General features: G+C 64.2%; 16 protein-coding genes. 8 read left to right on the top strand and 8 right to left on the bottom strand.

The window, feature by feature from the left end; all coding sequences use genetic code 11:
- From AC1D2E_RS11990 to AC1D2E_RS11980, 3 genes are all read right to left on the bottom strand, one after another.
- The coding region (locus AC1D2E_RS11990) for an ESPR-type extended signal peptide-containing protein (RefSeq protein WP_478197608.1) at positions 1-419 on the bottom strand (419 nt) is incomplete at its 3' end.
- 320 nt (positions 420-739) lie between these two features.
- The gene (locus tag AC1D2E_RS11985; protein ID WP_478197607.1) at positions 740-1,264 is read right to left on the bottom strand and encodes a DUF3016 domain-containing protein; all 525 of its coding nucleotides are present in this window, start codon (positions 1,262-1,264) and stop codon (positions 740-742) included.
- A 149-nt stretch (positions 1,265-1,413) separates the two neighbouring features.
- Positions 1,414-1,836 (bottom strand): Lrp/AsnC family transcriptional regulator, encoded by a 423-nt coding sequence (locus AC1D2E_RS11980; protein ID WP_478177386.1) that lies wholly within the window; start codon positions 1,834-1,836, stop codon positions 1,414-1,416.
- Positions 1,837-1,983: 147 nt separating this feature from the next.
- Here AC1D2E_RS11980 and AC1D2E_RS11975 point away from each other — a divergent pair, with 147 nt between their 5' ends.
- Together AC1D2E_RS11975 and ctlX are read left to right on the top strand one after the other, a co-directional pair.
- Complete coding sequence (locus AC1D2E_RS11975; RefSeq protein WP_478177387.1) at positions 1,984-3,033, top strand: ornithine cyclodeaminase; 1,050 nt, start codon at positions 1,984-1,986, stop codon at positions 3,031-3,033.
- Positions 3,034-3,055: 22 nt separating this feature from the next.
- On the top strand, positions 3,056-4,084 hold the full coding sequence (ctlX, locus tag AC1D2E_RS11970; protein WP_478197606.1) for a citrulline utilization hydrolase CtlX: 1,029 nt from the start codon (positions 3,056-3,058) through the stop codon (positions 4,082-4,084).
- A gap of 241 nt (positions 4,085-4,325) precedes the next feature.
- Here the strand turns inward: ctlX and AC1D2E_RS11965 are convergent, their stop codons facing one another.
- Positions 4,326-5,246 (bottom strand): LysR family transcriptional regulator, encoded by a 921-nt coding sequence (locus tag AC1D2E_RS11965; protein WP_478197605.1) that lies wholly within the window; start codon positions 5,244-5,246, stop codon positions 4,326-4,328.
- 141 nt (positions 5,247-5,387) lie between these two features.
- On the opposite strand from AC1D2E_RS11965, the gene AC1D2E_RS11960 reads away from it, so the two are divergent.
- From AC1D2E_RS11960 to AC1D2E_RS11945, 4 genes are all read left to right on the top strand, one after another.
- A complete protein-coding gene (locus AC1D2E_RS11960; protein WP_478197604.1) occupies positions 5,388-6,458 on the top strand; it encodes an alkene reductase in 1,071 nt (356 codons plus the stop codon).
- Between the two features lie 31 nt (positions 6,459-6,489).
- Positions 6,490-7,314 (top strand): pirin family protein, encoded by an 825-nt coding sequence (locus tag AC1D2E_RS11955; protein WP_478197603.1) that lies wholly within the window; start codon positions 6,490-6,492, stop codon positions 7,312-7,314.
- Between the two features lie 54 nt (positions 7,315-7,368).
- The gene (locus tag AC1D2E_RS11950; protein WP_478197602.1) at positions 7,369-7,974 is read left to right on the top strand and encodes an isochorismatase family protein; all 606 of its coding nucleotides are present in this window, start codon (positions 7,369-7,371) and stop codon (positions 7,972-7,974) included.
- 119 nt (positions 7,975-8,093) lie between these two features.
- The gene (locus AC1D2E_RS11945) at positions 8,094-9,218 is read left to right on the top strand and encodes an FAD-dependent monooxygenase (protein WP_478197601.1); all 1,125 of its coding nucleotides are present in this window, start codon (positions 8,094-8,096) and stop codon (positions 9,216-9,218) included.
- A gap of 67 nt (positions 9,219-9,285) precedes the next feature.
- Here the strand turns inward: AC1D2E_RS11945 and AC1D2E_RS11940 are convergent, their stop codons facing one another.
- Together AC1D2E_RS11940 and AC1D2E_RS11935 are read right to left on the bottom strand one after the other, a co-directional pair.
- Positions 9,286-9,657: a hypothetical protein gene (locus AC1D2E_RS11940; protein ID WP_478177394.1), complete on the bottom strand. Its 372-nt coding sequence runs from the start codon at positions 9,655-9,657 to the stop codon at positions 9,286-9,288.
- A gap of 72 nt (positions 9,658-9,729) precedes the next feature.
- Positions 9,730-11,106, bottom strand: coding sequence for an MFS transporter (locus AC1D2E_RS11935; protein ID WP_478197600.1), 1,377 nt, complete (start codon positions 11,104-11,106; stop codon positions 9,730-9,732).
- Positions 11,107-11,450: 344 nt separating this feature from the next.
- Between AC1D2E_RS11935 and AC1D2E_RS11930 the strand changes: the two genes are divergently transcribed.
- Positions 11,451-12,434, top strand: a complete 984-nt coding sequence (locus tag AC1D2E_RS11930; protein WP_478197599.1) for an amidohydrolase family protein — start codon at positions 11,451-11,453, stop codon at positions 12,432-12,434.
- Between the two features lie 27 nt (positions 12,435-12,461).
- Positions 12,462-13,331 carry an intradiol ring-cleavage dioxygenase gene (locus AC1D2E_RS11925; protein WP_478197598.1) on the top strand — a complete coding sequence of 290 codons (870 nt, stop codon included), beginning with the start codon at positions 12,462-12,464 and terminating at the stop codon, positions 13,329-13,331.
- Between the two features lie 14 nt (positions 13,332-13,345).
- Here the strand turns inward: AC1D2E_RS11925 and AC1D2E_RS11920 are convergent, their stop codons facing one another.
- Both AC1D2E_RS11920 and AC1D2E_RS11915 read right to left on the bottom strand, forming a co-directional pair.
- Positions 13,346-14,305, bottom strand: coding sequence for a LysR family transcriptional regulator (locus tag AC1D2E_RS11920; protein WP_478197597.1), 960 nt, complete (start codon positions 14,303-14,305; stop codon positions 13,346-13,348).
- Positions 14,306-14,350: 45 nt separating this feature from the next.
- Positions 14,351-14,854: a MarR family winged helix-turn-helix transcriptional regulator gene (locus tag AC1D2E_RS11915; protein ID WP_478197610.1), complete on the bottom strand. Its 504-nt coding sequence runs from the start codon at positions 14,852-14,854 to the stop codon at positions 14,351-14,353.
- Positions 14,855-14,944 lie beyond the last annotated feature (90 nt).

Genomic DNA, 14,944 nt, shown 5'->3' with positions numbered 1-14,944 from the left:
GGTGCCGGTGCCGGTGCCGGTGCGGGTGCGGGTGCAGGTGCCGGTGCGGGTGCAGGTGCCGGTGCGGGTGCCGGTGCCGGTGCGGGTGCGGGTGCGGGTGCGGGTGCCGGTGCGGGTGCCGGTGCCGGTGCCGGTGCGGGTGCGGGTGCGGGTGCGGGTGCGTGTTCACCGCACAGGGCGTTGCCTACGTCCTTGTCGTTGCCACAGTTCGCCGCCGAGGCGACACCTGCAAAGGCGAGGAGTGCCAGGGCAACAGCCGCTTGGAGCCCTTTCGCGCAAGCAAACCGGGGCGCCCGGCGGTCGGAACTGGGCTTGGAAACGCCCGTTGCCACCGACTTGCCGATGGCGGTTGCCAGTTCAGAGGCTACAGCCCAATGGCCTTTCGATGAATTCCAGACGACTCTGAAAACGCGATTCATAGTGTTCTTCCTCGGTTCGTTGTTGCCCGCCGATGCGGAAATTGAATACTTTCGAATTTAGGCCGTAGGTATTCAATTTCAGAGGAAGAAATTCACACAACTGGTTACATCGCGACGTCCGAGCCTAAATTGAGTGCTTTAGTAACAAAAAATCACACTCCGCAGGGTGTGAGTTCGTATCGCGGATGGGGGTGTGCCGCCGGTCGGCTGTGCTTTAAGTAAGCAATCACTATGCTGCAGTTGGCACGCAGGTGCGGTGCCTGGCACCGGCCGGGTCCGATGCCTGCGAAAGCTCAGCCCAGCGAGAGGCCGCCTCGGGCTCAGTCCTGCCGAGCCTGGGCGGCGATGCGCCGGCTGAACCAGTCGTCCAGCAGTGCCTTCTCGTAGCGCAGTCGGTCGCTGGATCCATAGCGATTGACCGTCATGAGGTAGTTCAAATCGGTCACTTGTTCCTCGGCGTTCGCGATGACCCGATCGCCGCGCGTCAGCGTGTAGTGCAGATGGATGCGCGGCCAGGTGATGTCGCGCAGGACACGCACGTCGGTGCCGGCGCGGAAGCGAAACGGCTCGAACCACCCGGCCAGATCGATGTCCAGCACCTCGATGCGCAGCGCGTCGCCGGCCGGCAGGCCCTGCTCGACCAGCTGCCGCAGGTGCCGCTCGATGTCGCGCAGCACTTCAGCGCGCTGCTGCTCGGTGCCCTGGGGGTGCGAATACGCGGCATCGGTGAACTTGCCCGGATCGACGAAAACGACCGAGAGTGCGGCTGCGGCTGCGGCCGCCGCCGCCGATGCGCTGGCGGCGACGACGCTCGCCGCCAGCGTGGAAAGCAAGCGTCGGCGCATGGCGTCTCCTGTCGAAGGCTCGGCCTTTTTCGACACCGCGGCGCGACGCCGGGTTCCACGCCGGCACGCTTCAGGCCGGGCGCTCGAACAGCACCGGAATCACCTGCTCTGCCCGCCCTGCCCCTGCCCCTGCCGCCGCCACCGCACCGCTACAGCTTGTGCGTCGACAGCAGGATGCTGGTCTCCGTGTTCGAAATGCCCGGAATGGCGCGAATGGCATTCAACAACTGGTCGAAAGCCTCCAGCGTGTCTGCACGCAGTTCGGCCATCAGGTCCCAGCGGCCGTTGGTGGTGTGCAGGGCAACCACGTTCGGATGGCCGCGCAGTGCACGCCGGACCGCCTCGCCGTGGTGGCCCTCCACCGCGATGCTGGTGATCGCGCGGATGCGGTGCCCTTCGGCCTCGGGCTTCAGACGCACCGTGTAGCCGACGATGGTGCCTTCGCCCTCCAGTTTGCCGATCCGGTTCTGCACGGTCGCGCGTGCCATCCGCAGCTTCTTGGCCAGTTCCACCACCGGCGTTCGGGCGTTGTCACGCAACAGAGAGAGTAGTTGGCGATCCGTATCGTCCATGAATGCTCATTTTGATAACCTGTGTTGGCAAAATGTACGCTTGTACCGTTAAGTTGGCAAGTTGCACACTTCAATCTGGCATCTCCTCACGGAACAATCTGGCCATGGCGACGGCACCCGCCGCCCTGCAGCCTTCGAGGAAAAACCATGACCCGCTTTGTCGACGTTCCCACCATGTCTCGCCTGATCCAGGCGATCGGCGTTGAAACCTTCATTGGCGAACTGGCCGATGCCATCCGCGACGACTTTGTGCGCTGGGCCGATTTCGACAAGTCGGCGCGCGTGGCCAGCCATTCCGACATCGGCGTGATCGAGCTCATGCCGGTGTCGAACGCCAAGAACTACGCCTTCAAGTACGTCAACGGCCATCCGCGCAACACGGCGCAGGGTCTGTACACCGTGATGGCCTTCGGCGTCCTGGCCGACGTCGAGACCGGCTATCCGGTGCTGCTCTCGGAGCTCACGCTCGCCACGGCGTTGCGCACCTGCGCGACCTCGCTGATGGCCGCGCGCGCCTTGGCACGCCCCGGCGCCCGCCGCATGGCGCTGATCGGCAATGGCGCGCAGAGCGAATTCCAGGCGCTGGCGTTCCACCACCATCTGGGCATCGAGGAGATCGCGGTGTACGACGTCGACCCGCGCGCCACCGACAAGCTGGCGCGCAACCTGTCGGCCTGGCCCGCGCTGCGGATCCTGCGCGCCGACTCCACCGCGCAAGCCGTGCGCGGAGCCGACATCGTCACCACGGTGACGGCCGACAAGGCCTACGCCACCATCCTCACGCCCGCCATGATCGAGCCGGGCATGCACATCAATGCGGTGGGCGGCGATTGCCCCGGCAAGACCGAATTGCACGCGGAGGTGCTGCGCGGTTCGCGCGTGTTCGTGGAGTACGAGCCGCAGACGCGCGTCGAGGGCGACATCCAGCAACTGCCGGCCGATTTCCCGGTGGTCGACCTGTGGCGCGTGCTGGCCGGCACCGCGGCCGGCCGTCAGAACTCGGAGCAGGTGACAGTGTTCGACTCGGTCGGCTTCGCGCTGGAAGACTATTCGACGCTGCGCTACGTGCTCGAGCAGGCAACCCGGCGCAAGCTCGGCGTGGACGTGGAACTGGTGCCCGAGGCCGACGATCCGAAGGACCTGTTTCGCCACACCCGTGCCGGCGGCGCGCGCGCGGTGATGCGTCGCGTCGCTTGACTTCTGCAGCGGGAAAACAGCCATGCCCAGCATTCGCTCCATCCAGGCACCTCACGCGGTCGTCATGATCCGTCCGCATGCCTTCACGCCGAACCCCGAGACCGCTGCCGACAACAGCTTTCAGACACCCGCGGAAGAAGCGGCGGCCGAAGCCATCGCCCAAGCGGCCTATGACGAGGTGACGGCCGCTGCGCAGCGCCTCGAGATGGAGGGCGTGCGCGTCCACCTGTTCGATGACGACGGTCAGCGCGACACGCCGGACTCCGTGTTCCCGAACAACTGGTTCTCCACCCATCCCGGCGGCCATGTGGCGATCTACCCGATGTACTCCCCGAGCCGCCGGCGCGAACGCCGCGCGGAGGTGATCGAGATGCTGAAAGCCGAGTACCGCGTGCAGGACGTGATCGACTATTCCGGCCTGGAGCAGGATGGCCTGTTCCTCGAAGGCACCGGCGCGATGGTGCTGGACCACGTCGCCCGCGTGGCCTATACGGCGCGATCGAACCGGGCCGATCCAGTGGCACTGGAGCGTTTCAGCACGCACTTCAACTTCGAGCCGATCGTGTTCGACACCGCCGACGCGGCCGGCCGGCAGGTCTATCACACCAACGTGCTGATGTGCGTTGCGACCGAATTCGCAATGGTCGGATTCGACTTGATTCCCGATGCGCAGCGTGCGTCGCAGGTGAGGGCGCGACTGGAGGAATCGGGGCGCGAGGTGATCGCGCTCAGCAGGGCGCAGGTTGCAGAGTTCGCGGGCAACGCGATCGAACTCTCGGGCGCGGAGGGCCGAATCCTGGCGCTGTCGAAACGCGCCCACGACAGCCTGGACAAGGCACAGAAGGCAGCCATCCATCGGTCGGCACGCCTCGTGCCGCTCGAAGTCCCGACCATCGAGATGGCCGGCGGTTCGGTGCGCTGCATGATCGCGGGCATTCATCTCGCTTCTCGGCGTCCCGAGGCCCGATGCGCCGGTGAAGCACGGCGACCTATTTCATCAGGCGCTGACAGAGCATCGCCAACGCTCCGAGGACCCCGATGGCGGCGATGACGTTGAAGTAGTCGAGACAGGCCAGCAATGTCGCTTGCTGCCCCAGAAGCTGGGCCAGGTATGCCAGAGCCATCGCTGAAGAATTCGTACTGGCTGCGCTGCATCGCATAGAGCAGCAGGAAGCTGCCACTGACCAGACTCATGAAGAGCAAGGGGTGGCTTTGGCTGCGCAGTTCCTCTGGCACCAGATCGTTCGGCAGCGACAGCGCCGCCGAGACGGTGGCGATCAAGGCCACCACCATCAGGATGACGAAGATGCCGTTCCATCGCTGGACTCTGTCGGGCGAGCTTGCTTGCCCAGATGCTCCTGCAGAAACTCGATGAAGCGCTGCGTCTTCGCGGGCAGCAAGCGAGTTTCGGTCAGCGCGTAGACGGGCGTTGATTTGCCCTGCCAGTCAGGCAGTATCCGGCGCAGCCGACCGGCCGCCAGGTCTTCGGCGGCGATCTCCTCCGGCAGCAGTATCAGGCCCAGGTCCAGCGTCGCCAGGCGCCGGAACATGCCGACGCTGTTGACAAGAAACCGCCCCCCCACTTCGACCTCGACGGTTTCCGCGCCACGATGCAGTGCCCATGGGCCTGCCTTGGGAAAACCCAGGCACTCGTGCTGCGCCAAGTCACTGGGGTGCCTTGGCTCACCGGACAGCTCGAGGTAACGGGGCGAGGCATAGACCTGCACCGACAGACGGGCCAGCAAGCGGGCGATCAGATTCGAGTCCGCAAGCTCGCCCATGCGGATGGCGACGTCGAACGGCTCGCTGACCAGGTCGACGCGCCGAGGCGTGAGGTCGAATTCGAAAGTGATCCCCGGGTAGCGGCGAGCGAACTCCGCGATCAAAGGCGCCATGTAGATCGTGGCGAAGTCGACCGGCAGCGACGCGCGCAGCACACCGCTGGGCTGCGCCAGCATCTCACCGAGCTGCTCGTGAGCGAGCCGTGCTTCGTCGACGATGCGCCTGCAGCGCTCGTAGTAGAGCTGCCCGGCTTCGGTGAGCTCGACCTTGCGCGTCGTGCGATGCAGGAGCCGCAGGCCGATGGCCTTCTCCAAGGCGCTGATGCGGCGGGACAGCGTCGAGTTCGGCACGCCTGTGACCTCCGCCGCACGACGAAAGCTCCGCGTGTGGGCGACCTCGACGAACAAGGCCATGTCGTTCAGCAGCTCCATCTCTATTGCGCCATTTTTGGATCAATGAATGCCATTCTGACGTATTTATCTCTTCCCTAGATCAATCGAAGATACGTCCATCGCATTCGCAAAACGCCGGCTTCCCCTCTCCTCCTTCCCCTCGCATTCAAGGAATTCACCATGCGTCAACTGCTCACCCCCGTTCGAATCGGCCGCCTCATTGCGCCGAACCGTCTCGTCATGGCGCCGATGACCCGCTCGCGCGCCGATGGCGACGGCGTTCCCAGCGACCTGACAGTCACCTACTACGCCCAACGCGCCAGTGCGGGTCTCGTCATCTCCGAAGGCGTGTTTCCGTCTGCGATGGGCAAGGGCTACGTGCACACGCCCGGCATCGAAACCGAGGCCCAGGTCACCGCCTGGAAGAAGGTGACCGAGGCCGTGCACGCCCGCGGCGGCCGCATCTTCATGCAGTTGATGCATTGCGGCCGGGTGTCGCACCCCTCGCTGCTCGACGGCGCGACGCCAGTGGCGCCTTCGGCCATCAAGCCCGAGGGCCAGGCGTGGACGCCTGCCGGCCAGGTCGACTTCGTCACGCCTCGCGCGCTGAGCGTGGCCGAGATTGGCGCCGTGATCGACGACTACCGCCAAGCAACCCGCCGTGCCATCGACGCGGGCTTCGACGGCGTGGAACTGCACGGAGCCTCGGGCTACCTGCCCGAGCAGTTCCTCTCGTCGGGCAGCAACCAGCGCCAAGACCCGTACGGCGGATCGGTCGAGAACCGCGCCCGCTTCGTGCTGGAGGTGCTGGCTGCGATGGTGGCGCAGGCCGGGGCGGACCGGGTCGGCATCAAGATTTCGCCGGAGATGAACTACAACAGCATCAGCGATGCCGCGCCCCAGGAAACCTACGCCTATCTCGTCGACAAGCTGCGCGGCCAAGGCCTTGCCTATCTGCATGTCGCCCTGTTCGGCACGAAGGTCGACTACCACGCGCTGCTGCGCCCGCGCTTCGACGGCGCCTACCTGATCGGCGGCGGGCTGACCCAGGACAGCGCCGAAAGCGTGCTGGCCGAGGGCAAGGCCGACGCCACCGTCTTCGGCAGTGCCTTCCTTGCGAACCCCGATCTGCCGGAGCGCTTCCGCGTGGGCGCGTCGCTCAACGCGGCCGACCGCAACACCTTCTTCGCGCCGCCGACCGACAAGGGATACACCGACTATCCGACGCTGGCGGTCACCGAAGCCGCCTGAAGGCCACCGGAGCCAGGAAGAGCAGACTGCCATGACCACCATCGCCCGCATGCAGCGCGCCAACCGGGGGAGCCATTTCCGGGCCTACCGCCTGCATGGTTCCGATCCCGCGCAGCTCGATCCCTTCATGGGAATCGATCATGCCTGGATGAGCGCCCCCACCTTCCCGCCGCATCCGCACGCCGGTTTCTCCGCGGTGACCTACCTGTTCCTCGACTCGGAGACGGGCATTGCCAACCGCGATTCACAGGGCAACAGGACGTTGATCGAGCCGGGCGGCCTGCATTGGACGGCTGCAGGGCGCGGGGTGGTCCATGAAGAGAACCCTGCGGTGCCGGGGAGCACCACGCACCTGCTGCAAATCTTCGTCAACCTGCCTCGGGACCGCCAGAACGCGGCGCCGTTCGCGCTGACCCTGGCCCCGCAGGACGTCCCCGTGGTGCATCGCCCAGGAGCGCGGGTCCGCGTCCCCTTGGGTCGTTTTGACGGCGTGCACTCGCCGCTGACGCCGCCGACCGAAGTGACCTTGCTGGACATCGCGTTGGAGACCGGCGCTGAACTGGTGCTGCCGGTTCCTGCAGGCCAGCGCGCCTTCTTCATGCCGATCCTCGGCAGCCTGGAGGTCAATGGCGAAGGCTTCGGCCTCGACAACCTCGGTGCCTCGATCCTGCCGATCGCGACCGAATCGACGACGCACAAGCTCGTCGCCAAGGCTGGCGGGGCGAAGGTCGCCGTGTTCATCGGCGAGCCGCTGCACCAACCCGTACTTTCAAACGGGCCGATGGCCTTTGCGAGCCAGGAGAGCCTGATCGCGGCAACCGCCGCTTACCAACGTGGCGAGATGGGAAGGCTGTAAGAGGCCGCCACGCAACCCGGGGCGTTGCCCCATTCACTACCGAGGAGCTACATCATGAAAGTTGAACGATTCACCGCCGAGAACCCTGCCCTGCTGCTGATCGACCATCAGGTCGGCACGATGCAATTGATCAAGAATATCGACCGCGAACTCGCGGCCAAGCAGTCGATCGCGCTGGCCAAGATGGCGAAGATTCTCAATCTGCCGGTCGTGATCACGTCCAGTCAGGAAGAACGCGCCCAAGGCCCGATTCTTCCGGAAATCGCCGCGATCCTGCCCGACGCGCATGCGGCGCGGATCAAGCGCCCCGGCGTCGTCAACGCGTGGGCCTACCCTGACTTCCGCGATGCGGTGCTCGCCACGGGCCGCAAGAATCTGATCATGGCGGGCGTCACCACCGACGTTTGCCTCATCTTCCCGGCCATCGACGCTGCGCTCGAAGGCTTCGCCGTCCAAGCTGTGATGGATGCTTCCGGATCGCCCAGCCATCTTTCCGAAGAGTTCTCGCGTCAACGCATGCACGATGCAGGCGTCGTGCTCACCGCCACCAACACGCTGATGGCGGAGATCGCGCAGGACTGGTCCACGCCGAACGGACAGCAGCTGATCGGATTGCTGTTCACCGATGTCTTCCCGGCCCTTGGCGCCGGCATCGCTTGAACCCGAAACCACAACATCCTGTTGACTGAAACGCATGGCGCTTCGGTCAATAGATCAGCTCATGCGTTCCCGGATGATCAGGATCACGGGCAACGATATTCCATGAACGCTCGCACCCGATGAGTACCACACACCCGCAGATCGTTGTAGTCGGAGCTTCTCTTGCCGGCCTCACGCTTGCGCTGGCTTGCGCAACAAGGGGCGTGCCGGTTCGTGTTGTCGAGCGCTCTGCCCGGCGCGTGCAAGGTGGCGACAGCCTGAGCATCGATCTTGCGGCGCTTGCAGCGGCTGTTGGTCATGATCCGCGCGCGCACCCGATATTGCCCGTCGTGCCCGCTTATCGTGATCGTGATTTGACGACTTGGCCGGCGCTGTACGCCTGGCTGCATGACCGGGCCGCCGCGACGCCCGGCATCGTCCTCGAAGAAGACAAGGCCGTCACGTCGGTCACCGAGCTTGGCGATCGAGCGCAACTCTCGTTTTCGGACGGAACGCAGAGGGTTGCCGATGCGGTGATCGGCGCTGACGGATACCACAGCATCGTTCGCCGAACGATTGCACCAGACGCTCCACTGGCCCGCTATGCCGGCTATGTCGTGTGGCGCGGTCTGATCGACGAACAAGCGCTGGCGCGCCCTGTGCCCTGGCCGTCGAACGGCGGACTTTGGATAGAGTTTGTCGACGGCTATCGCCTGGTCGCCGCGGTGCTTCCCGGTCGCGATGGATCGGTGGAAATCGGACGRCGCCAGGTCACGTTCGCATGGTTCGACGTGCACCGGGAAGAGCTGCTTCGTCGCACCAACCGCCTGACGGCGGACGGCCACCTGGTGGGAACACTCGGACGCGGCGCGATCGATGCAGATGTCCGAGAAGACTTGATTGCGCTCATCCCCCAACTCTGGCCGCAGACATGGGCGGAGGCGGTGGCCGCGGGAGTACGCTCGACGGACGCACTGAGCGGTGCCCCCATTGCCGAATACGAACCGCAGCGGTTGGCGCTTGGCGCCTTGGCGATCGTGGGCGACGCTGCCCACGTCGTTTCGCCGATGACAGGACGCGGTTTCGCAACAGCGGTGGAGGATGCGGCGGTGCTGGCCCATACGCTGGCGCACCGGAGCGCAATGGAACCCGTTGCCGCCGCTCTGGCCCGCTACGAGGCGGCGCGATTGACCTTCGTTCGCGCGCTGGTTACCCATTCAAGGCGGATCAGCGCCGACTATCTTCGCTATGCGGCAGCCACCTGATCAGGCTTCACGACCGTCCTGCCCCCGGGCTGCTTCCTGACCCGGGCTGACTTGCGCGAGCGTTCGACTAGACCCAACGCCGAACAGCTTCGGCTGTGTCGCTCGGCTTCGTGTTGAAGCAAAGCCGGGCGGCCGGCGCGTGTCGATGCACCACGTTCACCAGCTTCTCGAAAAGGAGGAAATAGGCGGGTAGGGTGCGGATGCCGGCGCCAATCACCACGCAGTCGAACGGCTTTTCAGACAGCCTTCGGGCGACCACGGCCTCTGCCGTGCTTCCGAGGTCGGTCAGACACAGTTCGGCTTCGTAGCCCAGATCGGCAAGCCTTGCCTTGTCGGCATCGAGCCCGGCCCGCACCTTTGCTGCGTTCATGTCCGGCATCGTGCTGAAGTCGACAAGCTCCGGCTCCAGGCCGATCACCAAGATCTGCTTCTTTTCCATTGACATCTCCTCTGGAACTGGACGATGTGAGAGATCGCCATCGGCCGGTGAAAGATTTCAATCTGCGCATTATCAGGTCCCGCGCGGCACGGACACGTTCGCCGGCGCCGCAGTGGATCCCGGGCTTGCGCCCATGCCTTGCATCGAGGCCGACCGGTCGTGATGGATCAGCAACACCGCGATCATGCCGACCACCGCCGGAATCGCGATGGCGATGAAGTTCTGTTGCAGCGGCAGGTTCATGCCAACCAGCACGCCGATCAGGATCGGCGCCAGGATCGCTCCGCTGCGGCCGACGCCCAATGCCCACCCGAGACCGGTGGACCGCACCGCCATCGGATAGAACTGTCCGGTATAGGCGTTGGCCACGATCTGCGTTCCGATCGTCGATGCGCCGGCCAAACCCACGAGGATGAAAAGCACCGGTGTCGGCATCTTGTACCCCAGCAATGTCAGCGAGACCGCGGCCAGCGCATACATTCCAGCGAGCACGTACTTGATGTGGAACCTGTCGGCGAGCCAGCCGCCCCCGATCGCGCCGATCATTGCACCGCTGTTCAACACCAGTACGAAGGTCAGCGCAGAGCCCAGGCTATAGCCGGCACTGGCCATCAGCTTCGTGAGCCAGGAGCTCAGCGCGAACACCATGAACAGACACATGAAGAACGCGATCCAGAACATGACCGTGCTGAAGCCGCGACCTTCACGGAAGAGGTGCTTGATGGGCGCGCTGTCGGCCTTGTCTGCCGCCGGCACCAGGAACCGGTCGGTGGCCAGCGGCTTGTAGCTCGGGTCGAGCCTCGAAGCGATCTGCTTCAACGCTTCGGTTCGGCCCTTGGCCAGCAAGAACGGCATCGATTCCGGAACCGATTTCAGGATCAACGGAATCAGAAGCACCGGCAGGCCCGCCGCGAAGAAGACCGATTGCCAGCCGTAGATCTCGATGAGACTCTTGCCCAGGATCGCCGCGATGATTCCCCCGACCGCATAGCCGCTGAACATCAGGGTGACAAGGGTCGCGCGGATCTTCTTGGGGGCGTATTCGGTCATGTGCGCAACCACGTTCGGCATCACGCCACCGATACCGAGCCCGGCAAGGAAGCGCATCACGCCGAAGGTGACGGGATCCTTGGCCAGGCCGGCTGCGGCAGTGAAGATGCTGAACAGACCCACGCATAAGACGATGGCCCAGCGGCGGCCGATCCTGTCGGCGATGGTGCCCAGGAAGATGGCGCCGAACATCATGCCGAAGAGCGCCGAGCTCACCATGAACCCCGCATGGGTCGCGTCGACGCCCATGTGGGACATGATCGACGGCAGCGCGATGCCCACCACCGACAGGTCATAGCCGTCGAACACGATGATCAGTGCGCACCAGAGCAGCACGAGCCTGTGAAAGCGGTTGAAGCGGGCATCGTCGGCCAGCTTGTGAAGGTCGATTTGACGCATGGCTTTTGTCTCCGATCGAATGGGAAGAATGGCTTGTCACGGCCTGAACATCGGTGCGCGATCTCGCAGCGAGGGTTGCCTGGCGACGCCGCAAATGATGGAGACCACGGCTTGACGGGTCCAACGCATTTTTCGGATAGGCCCTATGACGGCTGGAAATGTTGGGGCGGGTCTTCCCACCCGTGCCGCCCCGCTCCACCATGCGCTGCGCGAATGCGCGCTATCACCGATTTTCGTTAGACCGCGCCGCGAGGCACCCGTAGATTCGCCAATCAGGAAGGTGCCGCTGTGGCGCCGCCATGAAATCAAGCATTTGCGCCTCGCGTCGCACAAAGGAGATGGGCATGCAAGGAAAGATCGGGCTCGAGGAACACTTTGCGATTCCCGAAACGCTGCAGGATTCGGCTGGCTTCGTGCCTGGAGCCTACTGGAGGGAACTCAGCGCTCGCCTCCTCGACATCCATGAAGGCCGGTTGCGCCAGATGGACGAGCACGGCATGGAGATGATGATCCTCTCGCTGAACGCGCCTGCCGTTCAAGCGGTGCCCGATCCGAAAAAGGCCTGCGAGCTTTCGGTCCGGGCCAATGACTTTCTGGCTGAGCAGGTGGCCAGGCGACCCGACCGCTTCCAGGCATTCGCCGCCCTGCCGATGCAGGATCCTGAAAAGGCAACTCGGGAACTCGAGCGCTGCATGACCGAACTCGGTTTCCGCGGCGCGCTGGTCAACGGGTTCTCGCAGGTCGGTACGCCTGACAACGTTGTCTACTACGATGCACCGCAGTACGCATCCTTCTGGGCTGCGGCGGAGCGGCTCGACGCGCCGTTCTATCTGCATCCACGCAATCCGTTGGCAAGCTGGGCGCAGATCTATGAAGGTCACCCGTGGCTGCTCGGCCCCACATGGGCGTTCGCACAGGAAACCGCGGTCCACGCCCTGCGCCTCATGGCGAGTGGCCTCTTCGATCGCCATCCTGGTCTCAAGATCATCCTGGGCCACCTGGGCGAAGGGCTTCCCTACAACATGTGGAGAGTCGATCACCGCAATGCCTGGGTCAAGGCACCGAAGGGCTATCCGGCCAAGCGCAAGCTTTGCGACTACTTCCAAGAGAACTTCTACCTCACCACGTCCGGCAACTTCCGCACCCAGACGCTGATCGACGCGATGCTGGAAGTCGGATCGGACCGGATCCTTTTCTCGACCGACTGGCCCTTCGAGAACGTCGACCACGCTTCGGACTGGTTCAACGACGCAAGCATCAGCGAGGCCGACCGGAAGAAGATCGGCCGAACGAACGCCTCGTCCCTGTTCAAGCTGGATCTGTCCTGAACCCGCGCTGAGATGCAGGCGAATCAAATGATCGACATCGACGAATGGACCATCACCGGCGCAGCCCTCAAGGCGCATGGCGCAACGACCAACGCGCGTTTGAAGGCAGTGATGGACAGCCTTGTCCGCCACCTTCACGACTTCGCACGCGAGGTTGAACTCACCGAGGCAGAGTGGTCCTACGGCATCGATTTCCTCACGCGCGTCGGACACATCACCGACGACAAGCGGCAGGAATTCATCCTGTTGTCCGACGTGCTGGGACTTTCAACGCTTGTCACCGCGCAATGCAACCGGCGCCCGACCGGCTGCACGGAGGCAACCGTCTTCGGTCCCTTCTATGTGCCCGCCGCTCCGACGTACAACAATGGCGACGACATCTCCAACGGTGCGAGCGGCGAGCCGTGCTTCGTGAGCGGAACCCTCCGAGGGATCGACGGCGAGCCGATCGCCCATGCAGACATCGACGTCTGGCAGTCCGACGACGAAGGCTCCTACGATGTCCAGCGCCCCGGGCTGGACCACGCGGAGGGCCGGGGCCGGCTGACGAGCCTCGAGGACGGGCGCTATCACTTCAGATCGATCGTGGCCGTCCCCTATCCGATCCCGCACGACGGTCCGGTCGGCCGGATGTTGGAGAGACTCGGTCGTCACCCGTGGCGCCCGGCACACCTGCATTTCATGATCAAGGCTGCGGGCTACGAAACACTCATCACGCACGTGTTTCGATCAGGCGGCACCTATCTCGACTCGGACGCCGTCTTCGGCGTGCGCTCCTCGCTGATCGCCGACTGGCAGCGGCATGGGCCGGGCCTGGCCCCCGACGGCACACGCATGGAAGTCCCCTACTACACGCTGGAATACGACTTCGTCCTGAACAACGCGGCGAAGGAATAGCGACGTGGAGATCTTCAAGCGCACTCCTTCTGCACGTGTGCCGCGGCTGCCGGTCGTGATCGCTCATGGAACAGACCGAATATCAGCTCTCGCAACCAGCGATTTCCACTGTCTTGATGAAAGCGGTCGTGCCACTGCTGACGAATTTCGAAGGGCTCGACCTCGAATGGCGCCTCGACGGCGTGCAGATCCGTGCGGGATCCCACCATCGCCATGGCGAGGCGAGCCGGCGCGGTCAGCAGCAATCCCGATGTGGCGACGATCGACGACAGGCCCAGCGAGTGGGCGGCGGTCAGGACGACTCGCCGCTGATCGAGGGCACCGGCTCGATCCAGTGTCTGCCGAAGTCGAGAGTCGGTCGTTCCTTGGGGCCGATACGCGATGTGCTCCGCCGCGAGGTAGTCGTCGAGCGTGATGCGCCGGCGAGTGCCCAGGCGAGACGCCTTGGACATCAGGACGACGAATGTCTCATCGAACAGTCGCTGCTGGTAGAACGAGGGTCCCATGAGCTCCCAGCTGCCGAGCGCGATGTCGATTTGCCCATGGAGCATCCGCTGCCTGGCTTCGGCCATCGAAACATCCACGGTTTCGAAGCGGACTCCGGGCGCAATGCTGCGTGCGACCGAAAGCAGCTCGGACATCATGACCAGTTGCCCGATGTCGTTCACTGCGATTCGAAACGTGCGGCTCGAGGATTCAGGCTCGAACGTTCTGCCTTGGTCGATGGCCTGCACCAGGCAGGCGATGCCTTCCTCGATGGGAGCGATGAGGCGCTCGGCGACAGGTGTGGGGACCATGCCGTCCGCGGATCGAACGAACAGTGCGTCGTTGAAGCGTTCGCGCATGCGCTTGAGGGCATTGCTCACCGCGGACTGCGTCATGCCGAGGCGCTCGCCCGCGAGCGTGACGCTGCGCGTGGCATAGATCGCCTGAAACACGAGAAAAAGATTCAGATCAATGGAGTTGATGTTCACCGCGCCGTCTCCGATCTCTTCGTTCGAGCAGGGCTCGGGAAGCCGTCACTCGTTGTCCAGCACTGCCAGGTTGTCGTAGACCATCCGAAGCATGTCCCGAAGGGACTCGGCTTGCACGGGGGTCAGTCCGGACAACGACACGCGCTCATAGACCTGTGCAAGTGGAATGATGCGCAGGGTCAGATCGCGCCCTGCCTCGGTCAAACTGAGCGCGAGGGCGCGGGCATCCTCGTCCGATCGATCCCGCACCAGCAGGCCGCGCTGCAGAAGACCGTCGACCACGCGCGAGAGCGTGGAGGCTTCGGTCGATGTGTGCAATGCCAGATCGGAGAGTCGCTGATGCGCCTGATGGTGCAGGGCGACGCAGACCCGCCACTCGGTCAGCGAGAGCTTGAATTGCTTGAGCTCTCGGCTGAACGACTGCCCCATTCTGGTTCCTGCACGTGCAAGCAAGTACGGAATGGCCCGTTCCAGGTCGTGATTCGACACTTTGTCTGCAAGCGCAATCGAATTGCTGAGCGCGACAGCCCCTGCTCTACGCTGCCCCATGGGCACCACCGCCGATGTGTTTCTCTTGGCCATGAGGGATCTTACAAGCGAATATTGTCACCGATATAGCGTAAACCCCAGGCACTTATT

The organism is Variovorax sp. P1_H2 (assembly GCF_056405295.1).
Note: the sequence above shows the minus strand (reverse complement) of the source record. Positions and strands in the feature narration are given on the sequence as shown.

Bases quoted from the DNA above. Each gene is read 5' to 3' on its own strand.
- ctlX (WP_478197606.1), top strand. From the start codon at position 3,056: ATGCCCAGCATTCGCTCCATCCAGGCACCTCACGCGGTCGTCATGATC.
- AC1D2E_RS11925 (WP_478197598.1), top strand. From the start codon at position 12,462: ATGATCGACATCGACGAATGGACCATCACCGGCGCAGCCCTCAAGGCG.
- AC1D2E_RS11915 (WP_478197610.1), bottom strand. From the start codon at position 14,854: ATGGGGCAGCGTAGAGCAGGGGCTGTCGCGCTCAGCAATTCGATTGCG.
- AC1D2E_RS11935 (WP_478197600.1), bottom strand. From the start codon at position 11,106: ATGCGTCAAATCGACCTTCACAAGCTGGCCGACGATGCCCGCTTCAAC.
- AC1D2E_RS11940 (WP_478177394.1), bottom strand. From the start codon at position 9,657: ATGGAAAAGAAGCAGATCTTGGTGATCGGCCTGGAGCCGGAGCTTGTC.
- AC1D2E_RS11980 (WP_478177386.1), bottom strand. From the start codon at position 1,836: ATGGACGATACGGATCGCCAACTACTCTCTCTGTTGCGTGACAACGCC.
- AC1D2E_RS11975 (WP_478177387.1), top strand. From the start codon at position 1,984: ATGACCCGCTTTGTCGACGTTCCCACCATGTCTCGCCTGATCCAGGCG.
- AC1D2E_RS11955 (WP_478197603.1), top strand. From the start codon at position 6,490: ATGACCACCATCGCCCGCATGCAGCGCGCCAACCGGGGGAGCCATTTC.
- AC1D2E_RS11965 (WP_478197605.1), bottom strand. From the start codon at position 5,246: ATGGAGCTGCTGAACGACATGGCCTTGTTCGTCGAGGTCGCCCACACG.
- AC1D2E_RS11930 (WP_478197599.1), top strand. From the start codon at position 11,451: ATGCAAGGAAAGATCGGGCTCGAGGAACACTTTGCGATTCCCGAAACG.
- AC1D2E_RS11950 (WP_478197602.1), top strand. From the start codon at position 7,369: ATGAAAGTTGAACGATTCACCGCCGAGAACCCTGCCCTGCTGCTGATC.
- AC1D2E_RS11985 (WP_478197607.1), bottom strand. From the start codon at position 1,264: ATGCGCCGACGCTTGCTTTCCACGCTGGCGGCGAGCGTCGTCGCCGCC.
- AC1D2E_RS11960 (WP_478197604.1), top strand. From the start codon at position 5,388: ATGCGTCAACTGCTCACCCCCGTTCGAATCGGCCGCCTCATTGCGCCG.